Below are 21,168 nucleotides of genomic sequence, written 5' to 3'. Positions count from 1 at the left end.
GGATCAGGCGGCCGCCGCGCGAAAGGCGGTGGGGCTGAGGCCGCGGTGGCGTTTGAAGGCGGCGGAGAAGCCGAACGGGTCGGCGTAGCCGACGGATTTGGCGATCTGGGCGACGGTGAGGTCGGTGTCGGTGAGGAGCTCCTCGGCCTCGTCCATGCGGGCCGCGGTGAGGTAGGTCAAGGGCGGCTGGCCCATGACGGCGGCGAAACGCTTGGCGAAAAAGGCTCGGGAGACCTGTGATTCGGCGGCCAGTGAGGCCACCGTCCAGGGTGCGCCCAAGGTGGTGTTGATGGCGTGCAGGGCGGGGGCCACGACCGGATCGGACAGGCCGCGGAACCAGGTCGGGGCGTCGGGCCCGGCCTGTTCGAACCAGGTGCGCAGCGTGCACACCAGACTCCAGTCCAGCAGGCGATCCATCATGGCCTGCGAGCCCGCACTCTGGTCGACCGCCGAGGCGGCGGCCTGCTCGAACCAGGCGCAGGTGTCCATGTTCTCATGGATCACCAGGAATTCCGGCAGTGCGCGCAGCAGACGGTCGTGGCGACGGGTGGACGTGCGGTACGCGCCGACCAGCAGTGCGGTGGCATCGGCCTCACTGCCCCAATGGATTCCGGTCAATTCCTCGCCCGAGCATTCGGAATCGCCGATGAAACAGGCGATCTCGTATTCGGTCGGGCGAACGTGGTGACGGTCCGCGATCGCGTAATCCGCGGAGACGAAGCGGAATTCGTCCGGACCGCGCACCAGCGCGGTGTCACCGGGCCCGAGCGTCCGCTGCGTGCCATCCGGCAGCAGCAGCACCCCGCCGCCGCGCAGGACGGTGATCATGGTGAGTGGGGCGCGATCGGCGAACCGGATGGTCCAGGGTGCGGGCATGACGGCATGTGTCAGCACCGAACCCTCGGCACGAATACCGCCCAACAGTCTGCTCAGAGGATCCACTCGATCCAGCGTAGACGAATTCCTATCCAATGAAGCCGATCACCCATGGATCGTCCACGGTCGGGCGGGTGTACTGGAGACATCGAACCGCCAGAACCACCCGATTCAGGAGGAAATCCCTTGTCGCACAACGATATCGATCAGAATATCCGAACCGCACTGGTCGTGGTCGCCCATCACCGCTCCGATTCGCTGACCGCGCACATCGCCCGCCGCGCCACCGCGCGCCTGGAAGCCGCCGGATACCGCGTCGACCTGCTGGACCTGCACGCCGAGGGCTTCGACCCGCGCATGACCGTCGCCGATCAACCCGACTGGGGGAATCGCGAGAAGACCTACTCCCCCGAGGTCCACCAGCACATGGACCGAATCCTGGCCGCCGACCTCGTGATCGCCGTCTTCCCCGTCTACTGGGCCAGCGTTCCCGCCGTGCTCAAGGGCTGGATCGACCGCGTCTGGAACTACGGTTTCGCCTACGGCCGCAGCAAGCCACGCCTGGCCGGAAAGCGGATGCTGTGGCTCGGCCTGGCCGGCGCGGCCGCCGACGATCCGCTCGTCGGATTCATGCAGCAGACCCTCGAAGGCCAGCTCAATATGGGAATCGCCTACTACTGCGGCTTCTCCCACTCGGCCGTCGGCCTGCTACCCGATGCCGAGGAGCGCCGCCAGCGCATCGGCGCGGACGGCAAACTGCTCATCGACCCGGCCACCGTCGGCGCGGAACGCGCGGCGCAATACGCCGATCTGGAGCGCCGCGCCGACGAGTTCGTCACGGAATTCCTTGCCGCCGAACCGGTTCCAGCCTAGGCCTGGACGCCGTTCCATTTGTTGCCGGTGATCAGTTCATACGCCTGGACGTACTTCTGGCGGGTCACGTCGATCACCTCGGCCGGGATCTCCGGACCCGGGTACTCCTTGTTCCACCCGGTGGAGGTGGCCCAGTCGCGCACGAACTGCTTGTCGAAAGACTTCTGCGGGCGACCCGGCTCGTAGTCGTCGGCGGGCCAGAAGCGCGAGGAGTCGGAGGTCAGCACCTCGTCGCCCACGGTGAGAACGTCACCGTCCCAACCGAGTTCGATCTTCGTGTCGGCGATGATCACGCCGTGGGCGGCGGCGTGGTCCGCGCCGCGCGAGTAGATCTCGAGGGTCAGGTCGCGCAGCTTCTCGGCGATCTCCTTGCCCTCCTGGTTCACCACGTCGTCGAAGCTGATCGGCTCGTCGTGGCCCTCGTCGGCCTTGGTGGTGGGGGTGAAGATGGGCTCGGGCAGCTTGTCGCCGTCACGCAGGCCGGGCGGCAGCGCGATCCCGGACACGGTGCCGGAGCGCTGGTACTCGGCCAGGCCGCCGCCGGTCAGGTAGCCGCGCGCGATGCACTCGACCTTCACCATCCGCAGCGGCTTGACCCGCACGCCGCGGCCCGCGAACTCGGCGGGCACGTCGGTGGTGGACAGAATGTGGTTGGGCACATCGGAGAAGAACCCGAACCACCAGTTCGACAGCTGGGTGAGCAGTGCGCCCTTGTCCGGGATCGGCGTCGGCAGGACCACGTCGTACACCGACACCCGGTCGGATGCGACCAGGATCAGCGAGTCGCCGTCCTCGTACAGGTCGCGCACCTTACCGGCGTGGATGTGCTTCAACGGTCCTCCTCGTGCTGGGCGATTGCTGCCGCGCACAGCGTACCCACCACCTCCGACCACCCGGACATGGCATTGTGGGGAACACCGCATCACGCACCGGACCGCGGGCAGCGCCGCCCGGCGAGCCGGGTGCACCTGCACGGCAGTAGTTCTCCGAGAGCGAAGGAGCCCCCTTGTCCGCACCGAATCTCACCCGCGAGCAGGCGATCGAACGCGCCGCGACGGTCCAGGTGGAGAACTACCGGGTCGAACTGGATCTGACCGGTCAGCCCACCAATGCCGAGGAACCGCGCCGGGAGAGCTTCCACACCAAGTCCACGGTGACCTTCACCGCGACCCCGGGTGCGCAGACCTTCATCGACTTCGTGGGCGCGGGCGTGCGCTCGGCCGTCCTCAACGGCGTGGCCCTGGACGTCAGCGGCTACGACGAGGAGCGGGGCCTGGTCCTGCCGAACCTGGCCGCCAGCAACGAGCTCGTCGTCGAGGCCGACGGCGAGTACTCCAACACCGGCGAGGGCCTGCACCGCTTCGTGGACCCCACCGACAACAAGGTCTACCTGTACTCGCAGTTCGAAACCGCCGACTGCAAGCGCATGTTCGCCTGCTTCGACCAGCCCGACCTCAAGGCCACCTACGACGTCATCGTCACCGCGCCCGAGGACTGGGAGGTCATCTCCAACGGCGCGGTCGTCGACACCCACAAGATCGGCACCGTGGTCCGCCACACCTTCGCCACCACCCCGCGCATGAGCACCTACCTGGTGGCGCTCATCGCCGGTCCGTACGCGAAATGGACCGACACCTACCGTGATTCGCACGGCGAGATCCCGCTCGGCATCTACTGCCGCGCCTCGCTGGCCGAATTCATGGACGCCGAACGGCTTTTCACCGAGACCAAGCAGGGCTTCGGCTTCTACCACACCAATTTCGGTGTGCCCTACGCCTTCGGCAAGTACGACCAGCTGTTCGTGCCCGAATTCAACGCGGGCGCAATGGAGAACGCCGGTGCGGTCACCTTCCTCGAGGATTACGTGTTCCGCTCCAAGGTGACCCGCGCCTCCTACGAGCGCCGCTGCGAGACCGTCCTGCACGAGATGGCGCACATGTGGTTCGGCGACCTGGTCACCATGAAGTGGTGGGACGACCTGTGGCTGAACGAGTCCTTCGCCACCTTCGCCTCGGTGCTGTGCCAGGTCGGGGCGACCGAATACACCAATGCCTGGACCACTTTCGCGAATGTGGAGAAGTCCTGGGCGTACCGGCAGGACCAGCTGCCCTCCACCCACCCCATCGCCGCCGACATCCCGGACCTGGCCGCCGTCGAGGTCAACTTCGACGGAATCACCTACGCCAAGGGCGCTTCCGTGCTCAAGCAGCTCGTCGCCTACGTCGGCGAGGAGCCGTTCCTGGCGGGTCTGCGCGACTACTTCACCGAACACGCCTACGGCAACGCCACTTTCGACGATCTGGTCGGCGCGCTGGAGAAGGCGTCGGGTCGCGACCTGTCGGACTGGGGCGCGCAGTGGCTCAAGACCACCGGCCTGAACATCCTGCGCCCCGACTTCACCGTGGACGCGGACGGGAAGTTCACCTCCTTCACCGTCATCCAGGAGGGCGCGGAGCCCGGCGCCGGTGAGCGTCGCGTGCACCGCCTGGCCATCGGCGTCTACGACGACCAGGACGGAAAGCTGGTGCGCACCAAGCGCGTCGAGCTCGATATCGACCCGGCCGAGCGCACCGAGGTGCCCGAGCTGGTCGGCGTCGGCCGCGGCAAGCTCGTGCTGATCAACGACGACGACCTCACCTACTGCTCGGTCCGCCTCGACGCCGACTCGCTGGAGACGGTGGTGGCGCGCATCGCCGATATCGCCGAACCGCTGCCGCGCACGCTGGCCTGGTCGGCCGCCTGGGAGATGACCCGCCAGGCCGAGATGAAGGCCCGCGACTTCGTGGCTCTGGTGCAGCGCGGCGTCGGCGCGGAAACCGAAATCGGCGTCGTGCAACGGCTGCTCATGCAAGCGAGCACCGCGCTGGGCGCCTACGCCGACCCGGAGTGGGCGACCGCGCAGGGCTGGCCCGCCTACGCCGACCGGCTGCTGGAGCTGGCGCGTGCAGCGGGTGCGGGCTCGGATCACCAGCTGGCGTTCGTCAACGCGCTCACCGGCGCGGTGCTCGCGGACCGGCACGTGCAGGTGCTGCGGCAGCTGCTCGCCGGTGATCCGGAGGGCGTGGGCCTGTCGGGACTGACCGTCGACACCGATCTGCGCTGGCGACTCACCCAGGCGCTCGCGGCGGCCGGGGCCATCGACTCCGACGGCATCGAAACCCCGCTCATCGACGAGGAACTGGCGCGCGACAACACCGCCGCCGGCCGCCGCCAGGCCGCCGCGGCCGCGACCGCCCGCCCGCAGGCCGCGGTCAAGGAGCAGGCGTGGGACACCGTGATGAACGACGACTCGGTCGCCAACATCACCACCCGCGCCATCGTCGCCGGCTTCGCACCCGCGGGCCAGGCCGAGCTGCTGACGCCTTATGTGGAGCGGTATTTCGCCGAGATCCCCTCGGTGTGGGAGCGCCGCTCCAGCGAGGTCGCTCAGACCGTCGTGGTCGGCCTCTACCCGCACTGGGCCATCACCGACGAGGCGGTGGCGGTCGCCGACAAGTTCCTCGCCGGGGACCACCCGCCCGCCCTGCGCCGCCTGGTGCTCGAGGGCAAGGCGGGCATCGAGCGCTCGCTGCGCGCCCGCGCCTTCGACTGCGGCTAGGACACGGCGGCAACACCTTTCGAAAAGGGCGACAGCCCCTCCCGTGCGCGGGAGGGGCTGTCGCCCTTTTCACCCAGAAATCGGGTAGTCGTGCCCCTACCAAATCTGGGTGGGGTTGCACCCGACCCAGTTCGCCGAAATGGTGCACATCGACGTGATGCCCAGCAGCTTCAGCAGGGCGGCAGCCAGGTTGCCGACATCACTGCCGGTGGAGGTGGCGACGAAGTTCATGCGTTGGTCCTTTCCCGAATTTCCCGACCGCCCAGGACAGTAGGGCTCGTAACCCACGCTTTGAAGACCGTCGAACCGGTGCCCCCGATTCCTGGGTCCCGAATCCCGCTGCTGTGAGCGGATCTGCCGACAGCAGCGCGGCCGGGCTTTCGCCGGCGGTGTGCGGCACCGTGAAGTCATGGCAGAGAACAAGACCCCGATGTTCAACTGGCGGACCCGCGAACAGCTCTACGCCCGCCGGGTGCTGGTGCTCGACGGCCAGCTCGACGACGACAATGGCGCACTGCTCATGACCCAGTTCCTGACGCTGGCGGCCGAGGATCCCGACGCCGGGATCTCGCTGTGGATCCACTCCCCCGGCGGTTCGGTACCGGCCATGCTCGCCATCCGCGACGTCATGCGCCTGATCCCCTGCGAGGTCTCCACCCTCGCGCTCGGATTGGCCTGCAGCGCGGGGCAATTCCTGCTGTCGGCCGGGACGCCCGGGCGGCGGCTGGCCCTCCCGCACGCCCGCATCCTCATGCACCAGGGCTCCGCGGGGATCGGCGGCAGCGCGGTCGAGGTGGAGGTACAGGCCGACGACCTGCGCTACACCGTGCAGACCATCCTCAGCCGCATCTCCGAGGACACCGGGCAGCCCTACGACCGCGTCTTCGAGGACTCCCTGCACGACCGCTGGTTCACCGCCACGCAGGCCCGCGAATACGGCTTCATCGACGGCATCGTGGAGTCCTTCAACCAGGTCATCCCCGACCGTCCACGCCTGGGCATCTCGGCGTAATCACCTGCGGCCCCGCCCATTTCCAGGAGGCACAGCATGACCAGCTACACCATCCCGAACGTCATCGCCCGCGACCCGCGCGGCGAACGCATCATGGACGTCTACTCGCACCTGCTGACCGAGCGCATCGTCTACCTGGGCACGCCGATCGACTCCGGCGTCGCCAACGCCCTCATCGCCCAACTGCTGCACCTGGACGCCGAGAGCCCCGGCCAGGACATCAACCTCTACATCAACTGCGAGGGCGGCGACCTGCCGGCCATGCTGGCCATCTACGACACCATGCAGCACCTGCAATCCCCCGTGGTCACCACCTGCGTGGGCCAGGCCATCGCGGTGGGCGCGGTCCTGCTGGCCGGTGGCGCGAAGGGCCGCCGCAATGTCCTCCCGCACGCCCGAATCGTCCTGCACCAACCGGCGATTCGCGGTCAAGGCACCATTCCCGACCTCATCCTCCAGGCCGACGAAATCGTCCGCATGCGAGCCCAGGTCGAGGCCATCCTCGCCGCCCACACCGGCCAATCCCCCGAAACACTGCGCCGCGACACCGACCGAGACCGCGTCTTCACCGCCGAAGCCGCCCTCGCCTACGGCCTCGCCGACACCATCCTCGGCCCCCGCAACTGACCAAGACGAACATGTATCGGGCATACGAAAGCCGAGAAGGCTTGCGCCCGGTACATGTTCGTGAAATCAGGCGGCCAGTGACAGCATGGCCTGGCCGGAGTACCGCTGCGGGGCGGCCGTACGGGTGAACGAGGCCAGCTGACGGTTGCGCAGCTCCTCGGCCACCCTCAGAGTCAAGCCGCTCAGGCTGGTGCCGAGCGCACCCGCCAACGCGGCGATCATCTCGCTCGAGGGTTCCTTGCGGCCGCGCTCGACCTCGGACAGGTACTGGGGCGAAATACCGGCCCGCCCAGCGGTTTCGGTGAGCTTCTCCCCCAATTCCAAGCGCCGCGAACGCAATTGGGCTCCGAGCGCCTCGCGCCACAGCGGCTCACGCCCGGCGTCCGGCCGCACCGAACCTGGCCGCTCACGCCCGGACACCTCGCGAGCGGGCGCGACACCCGCATCGCGAGCGGGCGCGACACCGCGCCGCTCCCCCCGTCCGGTCTCGTCGAGGCCACCGGGAATAGCTGTCAAACGCGGATGCTCGGCCATAACCCCGAGCCTAAGTGCCCCCGCTTCGCCACCGCGCCCCGATCTGCTGAGGGCGAACGGGCCGGGACTTCCGGGGTGGAAATGAAACAGCCCCGAATCTGTACGGATTCGGGGCTGGACTTCTTCGGCGGATTACACCCGGCCGATGGCGGCGGCCATCACGCGCACGGCGGAGACCAGGCCGTCGATCAGCTCACCCTGACGGAAGGAGCTGGTGGCGGCGGTCGCGCCGAGCTGGCAGACGCGGTCGTTGGCGCGTTCGGCGACGTCGCGGCCGGAGCGCACCTCGACGGAGCTGGTGTTCGGGTCCACGGCGATCAGCACCGAGCGCGCGGCCTCGGGGGTGCCGGGGAACAGCGCGTCGGCACCGGCGGCGGCGTCGGCGCCCAGGTCACCGATGTAGATGTTGAAGCGCACCTTGGTGGCGCGGGTGGCATCGGTGAGAGCGTTGTCCATGAGCAGCCGCTCGCGGTCGGTGAACGGGGCGTCGTTGAACAGATCGCCCGCCTCGTGCACACCGGAGACCCGGCCGCTGGTGGTGATCGCGTAGCCGTGAGGTAGGTCGGCCTGGTTCACCGCGGGCCAATTAGAAGTTGCCACTTGCCCGGCCTCCGATCAGGTCCGCCGGGGCGGAGTCGATAGCCGCATGGTTGCCATGCGAATCAGCAGTGTCGTGGTGGCCGGCGACGGTCACCTCGTCGGTCGCGCTCCACAGCACCGGGGGCTGGGTCCACTTCTCACCGAGTTCATAGTGTGCCGGCTTCTTGCCCGGCAGCGGCTTGCCGAGGAACGACAAACCGGCGATCACCAGATAGATCGCGACCGGGATGCCGACGTAGATCAGCACTGTCTGGAGAATGCTCACGGCCCAACGGTAGTCGATGCGGCCGCGACTACTACGACCGGTAAGGGGTAGTGCGACCGTGTCGTAATATTCGCCTTTCAGACGAGCCAGGCAGTCGAGTTTGCCGGAAGTTTCCTTCCGCTGATGGGCGCGCTCGACAGGATGACGTCCCCGGCGGGCAACAGAATCGGGGCGTCGGTGGCATTGAGCACGCACAGCAAACCGCCCTCGCGCCGGAACGCCAGACAGCCGGGCGGACTCCCGTACCACTCCAGCCCACCCGCGAATTCCGGCCGCACGGCCCGCGATTCGATGGCCATGCGATACAGCGACAGCATCGAATCCAGCCGCTCCAGCTGCTTCTCCACGGTCAGCAGCGCCCATCCGGGCGGCATGGGCAGCCATGGTGTGCCGGTGGTGAATCCGAACGCCGGGCGGTCACCCTCCCATGGCAGCGGCACCCGGCAGCCGTCGCGACCGCGTTCGGTGTGGCCGGAGCGTTCCCAGGTCGGGTCCCGCAGGGCCGCCTCGGGCAGATCGTCGACATTGGGCAGCCCCAATTCGGCTCCGTTGTAGACGAATACGGCCCCGGGCAACGCCAGTTCGAGCATGATCATCGCCCGCGCCCGCGCCTGGCCGACCGGGCCGTCGCCATAGCGGGTGACCTCGCGCTCGATGTCGTGGTTGGACAGTGTCCAGGTGGGTGAGGCCCCGACCCCGGCCACCGCGATCAGCGAATTCTCCACCGCCTCACGAATCCGGTCCGGCTCGAAGGGGGTCTGGGCCAGTCGGAAGTTGAAGGCCAGATGAAGTTCGTCGGGACGCACGTACTCGCCGAACCGGACATTGTCGTTGACCCACACCTCACCGATCGAGACCGCGTGCGGGTATTCGTCCATCACCTTGCGGATGCGCCGGTGAATCTCGTGCGCGCCAGCGTTGTTGAAGCGCGGATCATCGTCGTCGAGGTGCAGCATCCGGGTGGGCAGGCGGGCCATATCGGGCAGGCCCTCGGGTTTGGCCATGCCGTGCGCGACATCGAGCCGGAAACCGTCCACGCCGCGCTCCAGCCAGAAGCGCAGGGTCTTTTCGAAATCGGCCGCGACCTCCGGGTTTTCCCAGTTCAGATCGGGTTGCTCGGCCGCGAAAATATGTAGGTACCACTGCCCGGGTCTGCCGTCGGCCTCGGTCACCCGGGTCCAGGCCGGGCCGCCGAAGATGCTCGGCCAATTGTTCGGCGGCGCAGCGCCGTCGGGCCCGCGCCCGTCCCGGAAGTGATACCGCGCCCGCTCCGGACTCCCCGGCCCCGCCGCCAGCGCCGCCCGAAACCACGGGTGCTGATCGCTGGTGTGATTGGGCACCAGGTCCATGGTGACCCGCATGTCCCGGTCGTGCGCCTCGAGAATGATCTCGTCCAGCGCCGCGATACCGCCGAACAGCGGATCGATATCGCGCGGATCGGACACGTCGTAGCCGCCGTCGGCCATGGGCGAGCGCATCACCGGGCAGATCCACAGCGCGTCCACCCCCAGCAACTCCAAATAGCCGAGCTTGTCGCGCAACCCGCCCAGATCGCCGACCCCGTCGCCGTCGGAGTCCGCGAAGGAACGCGGATAAACCTGGTAGAACACGGCCGATCGCCACCACGGGACCTGCGCGGTCCCGCCCCCGGCCCCGGCGGAAATATCAGTCACAGCCGTAATGGTGCCAAAGCACACCGACTTTCGCGTGCCCGTCGGCGGGACTTGTCCAGTTTCAGCAAATGATCAGCGCGCGGCCGTCATCGAGCGGAATCGCTGTGGGGCGCTGCGTCTTCTACGAAACGAATTCAGAAAGGCGAGTTCATGAGCGAATTGGCGGCCATCTCGAAGTAGTTGAGCAGCTGCTGCCGGTGCGCGTCGTCGAGCACCTCCGGCTCGATCTCCGCCACCGCGATGTGCATGGCCCGCAGCCAGGCGTCGCGCTCGATCGGACCCACCTTGAACGGCATGTGCCGCATGCGCAGGCGCGGGTGGCCGCGCTCGTCGGAATAGGTACGGGGGCCGCCCCAGTACTGCTCGAGGAACATGCGCAGCCGTCGCTCGGCGGGACCCAGATCCGCTTCCGGATACAGCGGCCGCAATACCTCGTCCTCGGCCACCTCGCGGTAGAAGGCCGCCACGATCCGGTGGAAGGTCTCCTCGCCGCCCACGGCCTCGTAGAAGGAAGTTGCAGTCTGCTCGCCCGAAGTCACGACACCCATTCTGCCCACTCCCGCCGATTCCGTCCGGACCGCATCCCTGAGCGGGCCGAAACCGCCGCCGCGGCGGCTCCGACCGGTGTCCGTTTGTACACCGCTCAGCACATCGACACGAGTTGCTCGACGCACGCCGCGCGGGGGTGCAAGATTGTCACGTCCCGTTCATCCGAATGTGCCCGACAATGTGTGAAATCACCGTGCATTGTGCGCCGAGTCATGGTCAACTGGGTGGCAGTCTGCCGAGATACCACACAATCGGACGAATACGAAACCGGGGTATGGCCCATGAAGCAGCGGCACGGCGCCCGACACGAGGCGCGGACGCATCGACAACTCCAGCCCGCCGACGTCCACAATCGTGGGTCGGGGGCTACTCCGCTGCACTTACTGTCCGACCATTCTCATGCCGAGCATCACCCGGGCGCTCATCCCGAGCCTGCCCATCCGGGCGACCATCGCGAGCATTCGCATCATCCGCCCACCGCAGCACCCGTTCCCGCCTGGGCCAAACGCCGCGTGCTGCTTCTGAACGCCACGTACGAGCCGCTCACCGCCCTGTCCGCGCGCCGCGCCATCGTGCTGCTGATCTGCGACAAGGCCGATACCGTGCACGACAACCCGGAGGGTCCGGTCGTGCATTCCGCCGGGGCCTCGGTGGCGCTCCCCTCGGTCATCCGACTACGCAACTACGTGCGCGTCCCCTACCGGGCACGGGTACCCATGACCCGCGCCGCCCTCATGCACCGCGACCGCTACCGCTGCGCCTACTGCGGCGGCAAGGCCGAGACCATCGACCACGTGATTCCGCGCAGCCGCGGCGGCGCGCACTCGTGGGAGAACTGCGTCGCCTCGTGCGCGCCGTGCAACCACCGCAAGGCCGACAAACTCCTGAGCGAGCTGGGTTGGGATCTGCACCATCCGATGGTCGCCCCCAAGGGTCCGCACTGGCGTCTGCTGTCGGCCAGTTCCGAACTGGACCCGACCTGGCTGCAGTACCTCGGCGAAGGCGCGGCCTGAGCCCACACGGGTAGGCCTGTCACGAACCCGCGGAGAGACCGGCTCGAGGGCCAGCAGGCACGTGGAGAAAGTCACGCGCTCCTGCCCGCTCGGTCCCGCGATGGGTTCCGCTCGAGTGCGCTGCCCGCATGGCGGAGCGCACGGCGGTGCTGCCCCTCGGATTCGCGGTCAGCTGTATTCGCTGATGAGCATTCCCCAGGTGCCGGGCTCCAGCGCCTCGAAGACGTGGGGCATGTCACCCGGGTAGCAGATGTAGTCGCCAGGGGCGAGTTCGACCGGAGCCTCGGCGGGGCCCACCTTGGCACGGCCGACGCACAGGACGACGTGTTCGACCACGCCGCGCGAATGCGGATCGGACTCCCGGGGGTAACCGGGTTCCGCGGTCAGGCGGTAGATATCGCGGCGCACCGACGGCGGCGAGGCGGCCAGCAGCGCGATGCGGTACTCGGATTGCCCGGATGCCAGCGATGGCGCCTCGCCCGCGCGAATGACCTGAACCTGCGGGCTGGGCGGATCCAGCAGCCGGGAGAACTGGATGTCCAGCGCGATGCACAGCGCCCACAGCGTTTCGATGCTGGGATTGCCCGAGCCCGACTCCAGTTGGGACAGTGTGGATTTCGCGATGCCCGCGCGGCGGGCGACCTCGGTCAGCGAGAGTCCGGAGCGGGCGCGCTCCCGGCGCAGGGCCGCGGCGATGGTCTCCTGGGGAGACTCGGGTGCCTCCTGGGGAGACACCGGCACGGAGCTGTCTGGCTGGGTCATGATGAGTTTCACAGTACCGGGACGTCGGGGTGCCCCTTTGACGAACCCGACCCGATGTGTTCATTATAGAAAACATGCGTTCGGCATGGCGAACACTCGATCGGGGTGTGATCACAGGTATCGCGGCGATCTGCCTGGCAGTCGCCATGATCGGCGTATCCTACGGCGCCACCGCCGTGACCTCGGGATTGCCCGGCTGGTTGCCGGTACTCATGAGCGTGGCCGTGGTCGCGGGCGGGTCGGAGTTCGTCTTCATCGGCATTCTCACCGCGGGCGGCGGCCTGGTCGCGGCCGTGCTGGCCGGATTGCTGGTCAACGCACGGCACCTCCCCTACGGGCTGTCGGTCCCCGACGTGGTCGGCACGGGCTGGCGGCGACTGCTCGGCACCCACGTCATGAACGACGAATCGGTCGCCATGGCCATGGCCCAGCCCGATCGCGACCGTCGACGGGCCGCCTACTGGCTGTGCGGCCTCGCGGTCTTCGCCGCCTGGCCCCTGGGCGCGGCCATCGGCGCGATCCTCGGCTCGGTGGTCCCGGACCCCAATGCCTTCGGCCTGGATGCCGTGTTCCCCGCCGTGCTCTTCTCCCTCGTGATCCCGGCCCTGCGCGAACCCCTCACCCGCACAGCCGCTCTCACGGGCGCGGCGGTGGCCGCGGCGACCACCCCGTTCCTCGGCGCGGGCCTGCCGGTGCTCCTGGCCCTGACCGCGGTGCTGCTGGTCGTCCGCCGCGCGGGTCGTGTGGCCGCCGACGCGGATGATCACGAACTCGACGCCGCGACGGGTCGCCACGAACTCGATGCCGCGAACGAATCCGCGGCCGCGACAACCGCGTCCGCGTGACGACCGTGGTCGACCGCATGCTCCACGTCGCGCCGAATCGCGTCCATGCGCTGACAGCCGCGCCCGAACGAACTGGCGCGGCACCGGCCAGCCCCTGTCGAAGCCGCGTACGGGGTGTGGACCGATGACCAAGACTCTGCTGCTGGGTGCCATGGCTTTGGCCATGGGCACCTTCGCGTTTCGCTTCGCCGGGCCGCTGTTGCGCAGCCGGGTGAAGATCTCGCCGCGCACGATTCGGCTGCTGGAAATCGCCTCGGTGGTCCTGCTGACCGCGCTCGCGGTCACCACGTTGGTGCCCACGGGCAGTGGCCAATTCGGGTGGGCGCTACCCGCGGGCGTGCTGGTCGCGGCCGGGCTGGCGTGGAAGCGAGCGCCTTTGCTGGTGGTGATCGTCTCCGCGGCCGTGGTCACCGCCGGACTACGTATGCTCGGCGTGCACTGACGGACGAACGCTCGCTCGAAGCGCGCTCAATCGCGCAGCAGGTCCGCGAGGCGAGTCCAGGAATCCTCGGCGAACTCCGGCCGGTAGGAATCGCGGCCGGGGAAGAGGAAGCCGTGCGGGGCGTCGTCGTAGACGACGATCTCGTGCTGGATGTCGTTGGCGCTCAAGGCCGCTTCCAGTTCGTCGCGGGCCTCGGCGTCGATGAGCGGGTCCTCGCCGCCGAAGAACAGCGCGATTCGGCCGGTGATGCCCGGGGTCGCTTCGACGGTGGGTTCGGGCGTGGACAGCGGGACGTCGGTATTGGTGAGCCAGCCCGGGTAGAAGGCGGCGGTGGCGGCCAAGGGCAGCTGGGTCGCCGCGTAGTACGCCACGTGGCCGCCCGCACTGAAGCCGACCATGTTCAGCGATACCGCTCCGCGGCGGCGCAATTCGTCGAGGCAGGCGGAAATATCGTCGACCACCTCGGGGCGGTTCAGGGTGCGCAAGAGTTCCAGGCCACGCTCGCGGTCGACGTGCAGTGTCAGTTCGGCGCGCGGGGCCACCCGGTGGAACAGGTCCGGCAGGACGGCGATCGCGCCGAGGGATGCCAGCCGGTCGGTGGCCGCTCGGGCGGTGTCGTGCAGACCGTAGATCTCGTGTCCCACAACGACTCCGGGGTACCGCCCCGGTTCGGCCGGTCGGGCGACATAGGCACTCATCACGGCACTGCCGACCTTCAGGTCGATCCACTCGGTCACGATCGCGGCATCGGTCATGCCGCCAACGTAATGCGGACCCGGCGGGTCGACCAATCCTTGTGGCGGAGCCGAGGGTTATGTTCAGCCGCCCACCACGGGCCCGAAGGCCGGAGCCAACAATGCGATGCCCAGCGCCACGCCAGCCAGAATGCTTCTCAGAATCGTCATGGTGATCGCCCCTCCCCGGCGGTTGCGTTCGAATCACCTCGAACGTATCCGGGCTCGAAAAGCTATACGAGCCAGGATATTCGGTGCCCCGTGCATTGGGGGCCGGTTCGAGCGACGAGACGGGAGGCCCGGCGGGCTCAGCGCGGGAGCAGCGGCAGCGCCGGTCCCCGACGGCGCGCGACCGACCCGTAGCGGGCATCCAGCCGCAGCCAGGTGCGGGCCGCCCGCACCCGTACGATCTCGTCGACGGAGATGCGGCGCGAGGCGGTCTTGTCACCGCCGTGCGGAATGAAATCCATGGCGGCCAAGGCGAATACCACCCGCATCGGCACCTCCACCCGCTCGCCGCTGCCCGAGACGGTCAGCACCGTCTGGTCCAGCAGCGCAGCGGGCGGACCGTGCTGGCTGCCGTGCTCCTGCGCCAATTCGGCTCCGCGCTCGGCCAATTCGACGAGCATGCGCGCGGGCACGTCGTCGACGTGGACGAACCCGGCCTCGGGCGGCAGGGCGGTCCGCCACGCGGAGTCCATGGCATAGCCGAGCCCGAACGCCCGACCGGCGTCCGGGCCGTGCAGGCCGGCGAGGATGGTGTCCCCGCCGACCGTCACGTCGTCCATGCCGAGTTCGGCGACCACCGTGCGCACCGCGAGGGCCTCGAATCCCGTGGCCGCCCAAGCGGAGACGTAGCGGTCACCCCGGCGGCGCAGCCGGATGACGGCCGCCGGGTCGAGACGTACCGCGTGCGATATGAAGGTGGCCAGATTCTCTCGTTCCGCGGGATCCGGAACGTGCAGGGTCAGGTCTCCCGACACGATCGATCTCTGGTCAGTCGGCCAGCCACAGCGCCAGGTAGTCCCGTTCCGCGGTGGTGAGACGGCGTAGGCGCTGGGTGTCGATGTCGAAGGCGGCCAGCTGCGTGGAGGCGATCACCGCGGGCGGGGAGTCGGGCGCGGCACCGGCCGCGCGCACCTCGTAGCCGACGGTGAAGTCCACGGCCCGCAGCCGCTCGATCCACATGGACACGTCCAGCGGCGAATCCTCGTGCCGCAGCTGGCCCTTGTACTGCACCCGCAGGTCGGCCAGCACACACCCGGTCCGCAGCTTGACGGTCGGTCGCTCGTCGAGGAACAGCCACGGGATGCGGGCCTCCTCCAGCAGGGTCACCATGCGGGCATGGTTGATGTGCTGGAAGGCGTCCATATCCGACCACCGCACCTCCACCTTGGTGTGGAACCGCTTGGGCTCCGACACCGGCAGTGATTCAGCCGGGACGGCTGTCTTGGCGTGGCCGTTCAGCGAACCGACACTCGTCAACGCGGTACCTCCGATTGGGCTCCCACCCCGCTCACCATGCTGCGCACCTGCCGCGCCGCAACCGACAGCGTGGCCAGGTCGTGGGTTCCGGATTCGAACAGTTCCGACAGGGCGCTGCGTGCGCGACCCAACCGGGACTGGTTTTTCGACTCCCAGTATGCAATTTTCTCCTCGGCCGTCTCCTCCGGGTCACCGGCGGAGAGGACGTCGAGGGTCAGCGAGCGCAGCGAACCGTACATGTCGTCGCGCAGCGCGAGCCGGGCGAGCGCGTGCCAGCGGTCACCGCGTTCCAGGTGGCTGACCGCCTGCAAGAGCCAATCGATCTTGAGATGATCGTTGAGCGCGTAGTAGAGCGCGCCCACCTCCTCGCCGCTGCGATCGGTGATGTCGGCGATGTCCAGCACATCCAGCAGCGGGAACTGGTTGAGCAGGTTGAACACCTCGAGGGCCAGTTCCGAGGGCGCGCCCTGATCCATGATGGCCTGGCACTGGTCGTTGAGGGTGTCGATGTGGTGGCCACGCAGCCAGCCCGGCACCTTCGGGGACAGGCTGCGCACGCCCTGGGCGTATCGGTGGATCTCCGCGCCCACTGCCACCGGCTGCGGCCGATTGTTGAGCAGCCAGCGCGAGGCGCGGTCGAGCGTGCGCTTGGTCTCGAGTTCCAGCGCGTCCTTCATGCCGGTGGAGACGTCCGCGGCGCGAATGCGGTTCCAGACCGAGTGCAGGTCGAAGATCTGGGTCGCGGCGGTGAAGGCGCGCACCGCGTCCGAGGCCGAGGCCCCGATCTCCTCGCCCAGGCGGAACGCGTAGGTGATGCCGCCCAGATCGACCACCTCGTTGACCAGCATGGTGGTGGTGATCTCGCGACGCAGACGATGGCGTTTGATGGCCGAGGCGAAGCGGGTGCGCAGCGCGGTCGGGAAGTACTGCGGCAGCCGCGCCGAGAAGTACACGCTGTCGGGCAGATCGCTGGTGAGCAGATCGGCCTTGAGCGAAAGCTTCACGTGCGCCATGAGATTCGACAGTTCCGGCGAGGTGAGACCCGCGCCCTGTTCCAGGCGCAGCTTCATCTCCGCGTCGCTGGGCAGCGCCTCGAGCTCGCGATCCAGGCCGCGGCGCGCCTCGAGATCCTCGATGACGCGCTGGTGCACATTGAGCATGCGGGGGGCCTCGGCCCGGGACATGCCCATGAGGATGTTCTGGGAGACGTTGTCGCGCAGGACGAGTGCGGAGACCTCGTCGGTCATCGACGCCAGCAGCGGGTTGCGGTCGGCCTCGGGCAGTTCACCGGCCGAGACCACGCCGTCGAGCAGGACCTTGATATTGACCTCGTGGTCGGAGCAGTCCACACCCGCGGAGTTGTCGAGGGCATCGGTGTTCATCTTGCCGCCGTGGCGGCAGAACTCGATCCGGCCCAGGGCGGTGACGCCCAGATTGCCGCCCTCGCCGATCACCTTCAGCCGCAGCTCGTTCGCGTTCACCCGGACCACGTCGTTGGACTTGTCGCCCACATCGGCATTGGTCTCGGTGCTGGCCTTGATGTAGGTGCCGATGCCGCCGTTCCACAGCAACTGCACCGGCGATTTCAGGATCGCCCTGATCATCTCCGGCGGCGACAGCGCGGTGATCTCGGCGGGCAGGCCGAGGACCTCGCGCACCTGCTCGCTGATCGGGATCGACTTGACCGTGCGGTCGAAGACACCACCGCCCTCGCTGATCAGGGACCGGTCGTAATCGGCCCACGAGGAGCGCGGCAGCGCGAACATGCGCTCACGCTCGGCGAACGAGGTCGCCGCATCGGGATTCGGGTCCAAGAAGATGTGGCGGTGGTCGAAGGCCGCGACCAAACGGATGTGGCGCGAGAGCAGCATGCCGTTACCGAACACGTCACCGGACATGTCACCGATACCGACGACGGTGAAATCCTGCGACTGGGTGTCGATATCCATCTCGGCGAAGTGACGCTTGACGCTCTCCCACGCACCCTTGGCGGTAATGCCCATGGCCTTGTGGTCGTAGCCCACCGAACCACCCGAGGCGAAGGCGTCTCCGAGCCAGAAACCGTATTGCTGGGCAACATCATTGGCGATATCGGAGAAGGTGGCGGTGCCCTTGTCGGCGGCGACCACCAGGTAGGTGTCGTCACCGTCGCGGCGCAACACCCGCGCGGGCGGCAACACGGCACCGGTGGCGCGATCGACATTGTCGGTGACATCGAGCAGGCCGGAGATGAAGGTGCGATAGCAGGCGATGCCCTCGGCCTGCAGCGACTGACGATCGGCGACCGGGTCGGCGGTGGCGGCCGGGGGATTCTTCACCACGAAACCACCCTTGGCGCCGACCGGCACGATCACCGCGTTCTTCACCGCCTGCGCCTTGACCAGACCCAGGATCTCGGTGCGGAAGTCCTCGAGACGATCCGACCACCGCAGGCCGCCACGCGCGACCGGGCCGAAGCGCAGGTGCACGCCCTCCACCCGCGGCGAGTACACCCAGATCTCGAATTGCGGCCTGGGCTTGGGCAATTCGGCGATCTCCCGCGGTTCCACCTTGAACGACAGGTAGTCCCGGGACTTGCCCTCGGCATCGGTGACGTAGTAGTTGGTGCGCAGGGTGGCCTTGATCAGGCCGAGGATGGCGCGCAGGATGCGGTCGGCGTCCAGGCTCACCACCTCGTCGATGCGGTGACGGACCGCGGCCTCGAGTTCGGCGGCGTGGTCCGGGTTGGCCGAGTCCGGGTCGAAGATGGCGGCGAACAGGTCCACGAACATGCTGGCCGCTTCCGGGTAGGCCAGCAGCACGCGGGTGATGGCGGCCTGGCTGTACGGGAATCCGGCCTGCTGCAGGTACTTCGAGTAAGCGCGCAGGATCGAGACGGTGCGCCAGCCCAGGCCCGCGCCGAGTACCAGTTCATTGAGGCCGTCGGCCTCCGCACGGCCGTACCACAGGGCCTCGAAGGCGTCGGTGAAGCGTTCCCGCAGCCCGCGGACCTGTGCGTCGAGGGCGTCCAGGCGGCCGACCGCCTCCACCAGTTCGGCGTCCATATTGCGGTCCAGCGCGCTGCGCAGCAGCTCGGGGCGGGCCAGCAGGCCGAAGTCGTAGATCCACTGTTCCGGACCGTGATCGAGTTCGAGCTCGTGGGGGCGTTCGTCGATGACCTCGACGCCCAGGCTCTGCAGCAGCGGCAGGACCTGGCTCAGCGAGATGCCGCTGCCGCAGACGTAGAAGGTGAAACGCCAAGCGCCCGGGGCGGAATCGGGCTGGCGATACAGGTGCTGGTCGATGCCGCCCTCGGTCAGACGCTGCAGCCGCAGGATGTCGGCCACCGCGCGGGTGGGCTCGAAGTCCTCCTTGTAGCTCTCCGGGAGCGCCTCGACGTAGCGCTGCACCACGGCCGGATCCAGCACCGCGGAGGTGGAGACCTCGTCGCGCAGGTGGTCGTCCCAGGTGCGGCTGGCCTCGGCCAGCAGATGCTGAATGCGCAGGCGATTGGCCTCGGAGGTATCGGCGGCCGAGCCCTGATCGGGCAGGCGCACCGTGAAATACACACTGGCGAGGTCGCTTTCGGACACGCGCGCCGAGTAGTCGATGGACACACCGCCCACTTCGCGAACCAGGATGTCCTGCATCTCCAGGCGCACGCGGGTGGTGTAGCGGTCGCGCGGGAGATAGACCATGCAGGCCACGAAGCGGCCGTAGCCGTCCATGCGCATGAACAGCCGAACCTGGCGGCGCATACCGACATTCAGCACGGCGCCGGCGGTGCGGCGCAGAGCATCGCTGTCGGAGGAGAACAGCTCGGTGCGGGGGAAGGACTGGATGACCTCGAGCATCTCCTGGCCGGAGAAGGAGTCCAGGTCGAAGCCGCTCGCCTCGATGATGGAGCGCACCCGGCGCTCGATGACCGGGATGTCGAGCACGTTCTCGTGCAGGGCGGTGACGGTGAAGACGCCGATGAACAGATGTTCGCCTGTGACAGTGCCGTTTTCGTCCATTTCGGCGACGCCGACGAAGTACGGGTAGACCGCGCGGTGCACGGTGGCGGGGACCAGGCCCTGGGTGAGCATGAGCAGCGACTGGTCGCCGCTGTTGTCGGGCACGCGGAAGTCGGTGCCGACATTCGGGCGCAGCACACCGAGGCTGGTCTCGGGCACGATGATGGATTTGGCCTGGCCATCGACGGTGCTGCGCTCGTAGCGCGCGTAGCCGAGCACGGTGAAGTGGCCGTCGGCCAGCCAGCGCAGCAGGTTGGCGCAGTCGGTCAGATCCGTTGCGGGAAAGGGGGATCTACCCGCGTCGGCGGCCGCGTCGAGTTCACCGGCGACGCGTTCCTGGGCCTCGCGCATCGCCTCGGTGTCCTCGATGACGCGGCGCACATCGGTGAGCACGTCGGGCAGCGAGGCTTCGATCTTCTCGAGCTGCGCGCGGCTGGTGGCGGGGTGCAGCTGCACGTGCATCCACGACTCGCGCAGGCCGGTGGAGCCATTGCCGTCGACCTCGTGCGGGACCGCGGTTTCCAGGCGGCCGGTGGCGTCCCGGGTGACCTCGAAGATGGGGTGCACGACCTCGCTGACGCTGACGCCCATGCGGCTCAGCGACGAGGTGACCGACTCGACCAGCAGCGGCATGTCATCGGTGACCATCTGGACGGCGACGCCGAGGCCGGCCTCGTCGTCGGCTTGGTACACATGGACATTCGCGGTGCCGGGGGTGCGCTGGATGCCCAGATCCAGATGGCAGCGGAAGATGTGGGTGGATGTCGCGGGGATGGCGCAGTCGGCATCACCGGCGTCGACGTGTCGGAAATAAGCCTCCTCGAGGGATACCAGATTGCCCCGCAAGGACTCGGGCAAACTCGCAGCCCAGGCCGCGCTGGACAATTCGGACGAGACGGTCATTTCGCCAACTCCTCGGATTCGGTTCCGTAACAAAGTGACGCCGATGCGAGAGTAACTGGGCGCAAGATGTGCCGGGCTGAATTCCTCTCAATGCCGCGCCGCGTCTCACAATACGGACGAACCGCCCGGTTCGTGGCGCTCGAACCCCACCCGAAACCGCCAGGTCGTCCCCGACAAACCTTGCACCAAAACACATTTCACGCAAACGTGCGAATGCGAAACCGCCGAGTTCGCTGTTGGATAACCGTTCACGATCTCGGCCCCGGCCCGCCACCCAGCGAACCGCAACCCGTCCAGCAAACAATCACTAGACCAACACGACGGCAACAATCACCCACCACAACTCGACCCGAGCATTCGCACCGCAGAATCACTCCTCGGC

The 21,168-nt window shown here is 68.0% G+C and carries 20 protein-coding genes; 7 read left to right on the top strand and 13 right to left on the bottom strand.

The features are described from left to right. Positions 1-3: 3 nt before the first annotated feature. Complete coding sequence (locus VMT65_RS29245) at positions 4-942, bottom strand: AraC family transcriptional regulator (RefSeq protein WP_326311706.1); 939 nt, start codon at positions 940-942, stop codon at positions 4-6. 120 nt (positions 943-1,062) lie between these two features. Between VMT65_RS29245 and VMT65_RS29240 the strand changes: the two genes are divergently transcribed. Further along, positions 1,063-1,749 (top strand): NAD(P)H oxidoreductase, encoded by a 687-nt coding sequence (locus tag VMT65_RS29240; RefSeq protein ID WP_326311705.1) that lies wholly within the window; start codon positions 1,063-1,065, stop codon positions 1,747-1,749. On the opposite strand, the gene VMT65_RS29235 is transcribed toward VMT65_RS29240, so the two are convergent. Further along, entirely contained in the window at positions 1,746-2,582 is an 837-nt protein-coding gene (locus VMT65_RS29235) for a phosphoribosylaminoimidazolesuccinocarboxamide synthase (protein WP_326311704.1), read from the bottom strand. The two genes, VMT65_RS29240 and VMT65_RS29235, sit on opposite strands and share 4 nt — an antisense overlap. 173 nt (positions 2,583-2,755) lie before the next feature. On the opposite strand from VMT65_RS29235, the gene pepN reads away from it, so the two are divergent. Then, positions 2,756-5,347, top strand: a complete 2,592-nt coding sequence (gene pepN, locus VMT65_RS29230; protein WP_326311703.1) for an aminopeptidase N — start codon at positions 2,756-2,758, stop codon at positions 5,345-5,347. A 96-nt stretch (positions 5,348-5,443) separates the two neighbouring features. Here pepN and VMT65_RS29225 read toward each other — a convergent pair whose 3' ends face one another. Beyond that, entirely contained in the window at positions 5,444-5,578 is a 135-nt protein-coding gene (locus VMT65_RS29225; RefSeq protein ID WP_326311702.1) for a hypothetical protein, read from the bottom strand. A gap of 178 nt (positions 5,579-5,756) precedes the next feature. Between VMT65_RS29225 and VMT65_RS29220 the strand changes: the two genes are divergently transcribed. Continuing rightward, the gene (locus VMT65_RS29220; RefSeq protein ID WP_326311701.1) at positions 5,757-6,359 is read left to right on the top strand and encodes a ClpP family protease; all 603 of its coding nucleotides are present in this window, start codon (positions 5,757-5,759) and stop codon (positions 6,357-6,359) included. A 36-nt stretch (positions 6,360-6,395) separates the two neighbouring features. Next, the gene (locus VMT65_RS29215; RefSeq protein WP_326311700.1) at positions 6,396-6,986 is read left to right on the top strand and encodes a ClpP family protease; all 591 of its coding nucleotides are present in this window, start codon (positions 6,396-6,398) and stop codon (positions 6,984-6,986) included. A gap of 66 nt (positions 6,987-7,052) precedes the next feature. Here VMT65_RS29215 and VMT65_RS29210 read toward each other — a convergent pair whose 3' ends face one another. The 5 genes from VMT65_RS29210 to VMT65_RS29190 all read right to left on the bottom strand — a co-directional run bounded on the left by VMT65_RS29210 (position 7,053) and on the right by VMT65_RS29190 (position 10,606). Beyond that, complete coding sequence (locus VMT65_RS29210; RefSeq protein ID WP_326311699.1) at positions 7,053-7,520, bottom strand: helix-turn-helix domain-containing protein; 468 nt, start codon at positions 7,518-7,520, stop codon at positions 7,053-7,055. Between the two features lie 132 nt (positions 7,521-7,652). Next, entirely contained in the window at positions 7,653-8,120 is a 468-nt protein-coding gene (locus VMT65_RS29205) for a DUF5130 family protein (protein WP_326311698.1), read from the bottom strand. Beyond that, a complete protein-coding gene (ctaJ, locus tag VMT65_RS29200) occupies positions 8,107-8,385 on the bottom strand; it encodes an aa3-type cytochrome oxidase subunit CtaJ (RefSeq protein WP_326311697.1) in 279 nt (92 codons plus the stop codon). The genes VMT65_RS29205 and ctaJ overlap by 14 nt, the downstream gene beginning before the upstream one ends. 77 nt (positions 8,386-8,462) lie before the next feature. Next, a complete protein-coding gene (locus VMT65_RS29195) occupies positions 8,463-10,058 on the bottom strand; it encodes a glycoside hydrolase family 13 protein (RefSeq protein WP_326311696.1) in 1,596 nt (531 codons plus the stop codon). Between the two features lie 134 nt (positions 10,059-10,192). Beyond that, positions 10,193-10,606 carry a globin gene (locus VMT65_RS29190; RefSeq protein WP_326311695.1) on the bottom strand — a complete coding sequence of 138 codons (414 nt, stop codon included), beginning with the start codon at positions 10,604-10,606 and terminating at the stop codon, positions 10,193-10,195. A 282-nt stretch (positions 10,607-10,888) separates the two neighbouring features. On the opposite strand from VMT65_RS29190, the gene VMT65_RS29185 reads away from it, so the two are divergent. Next, entirely contained in the window at positions 10,889-11,620 is a 732-nt protein-coding gene (locus tag VMT65_RS29185) for an HNH endonuclease (RefSeq protein ID WP_326311694.1), read from the top strand. A gap of 168 nt (positions 11,621-11,788) precedes the next feature. On the opposite strand, the gene VMT65_RS29180 is transcribed toward VMT65_RS29185, so the two are convergent. Further along, positions 11,789-12,382 carry a helix-turn-helix domain-containing protein gene (locus tag VMT65_RS29180; RefSeq protein ID WP_326311693.1) on the bottom strand — a complete coding sequence of 198 codons (594 nt, stop codon included), beginning with the start codon at positions 12,380-12,382 and terminating at the stop codon, positions 11,789-11,791. A gap of 74 nt (positions 12,383-12,456) precedes the next feature. Between VMT65_RS29180 and VMT65_RS29175 the strand changes: the two genes are divergently transcribed. Together VMT65_RS29175 and VMT65_RS29170 are read left to right on the top strand one after the other, a co-directional pair. Continuing rightward, positions 12,457-13,227, top strand: coding sequence for an AzlC family ABC transporter permease (locus tag VMT65_RS29175; protein WP_326311692.1), 771 nt, complete (start codon positions 12,457-12,459; stop codon positions 13,225-13,227). A gap of 124 nt (positions 13,228-13,351) precedes the next feature. Further along, on the top strand, positions 13,352-13,669 hold the full coding sequence (locus tag VMT65_RS29170; RefSeq protein ID WP_326311691.1) for an AzlD domain-containing protein: 318 nt from the start codon (positions 13,352-13,354) through the stop codon (positions 13,667-13,669). Positions 13,670-13,695: 26 nt separating this feature from the next. Here the strand turns inward: VMT65_RS29170 and VMT65_RS29165 are convergent, their stop codons facing one another. The 4 genes from VMT65_RS29165 to VMT65_RS29150 form a co-directional block, all read right to left on the bottom strand. Next, on the bottom strand, positions 13,696-14,424 hold the full coding sequence (locus VMT65_RS29165; protein ID WP_326311690.1) for a dienelactone hydrolase family protein: 729 nt from the start codon (positions 14,422-14,424) through the stop codon (positions 13,696-13,698). Between the two features lie 287 nt (positions 14,425-14,711). Then, positions 14,712-15,386, bottom strand: a complete 675-nt coding sequence (locus VMT65_RS29160; protein ID WP_326311689.1) for a hypothetical protein — start codon at positions 15,384-15,386, stop codon at positions 14,712-14,714. A gap of 13 nt (positions 15,387-15,399) precedes the next feature. Then, complete coding sequence (locus VMT65_RS29155) at positions 15,400-15,831, bottom strand: acyl-CoA thioesterase (RefSeq protein ID WP_326311914.1); 432 nt, start codon at positions 15,829-15,831, stop codon at positions 15,400-15,402. 53 nt (positions 15,832-15,884) lie between these two features. Beyond that, on the bottom strand, positions 15,885-20,786 hold the full coding sequence (locus tag VMT65_RS29150) for an NAD-glutamate dehydrogenase (RefSeq protein WP_326311688.1): 4,902 nt from the start codon (positions 20,784-20,786) through the stop codon (positions 15,885-15,887). Positions 20,787-21,168 lie beyond the last annotated feature (382 nt).

The sequence above is a fragment of the Nocardia sp. CDC153 genome, from assembly GCF_035818515.1.
Lineage (GTDB): Bacteria > Actinomycetota > Actinomycetes > Mycobacteriales > Mycobacteriaceae > Nocardia.
The sequence above is the reverse complement of the archived record's forward strand: the minus strand, read 5'-3'. Positions and strand labels throughout refer to the sequence as shown.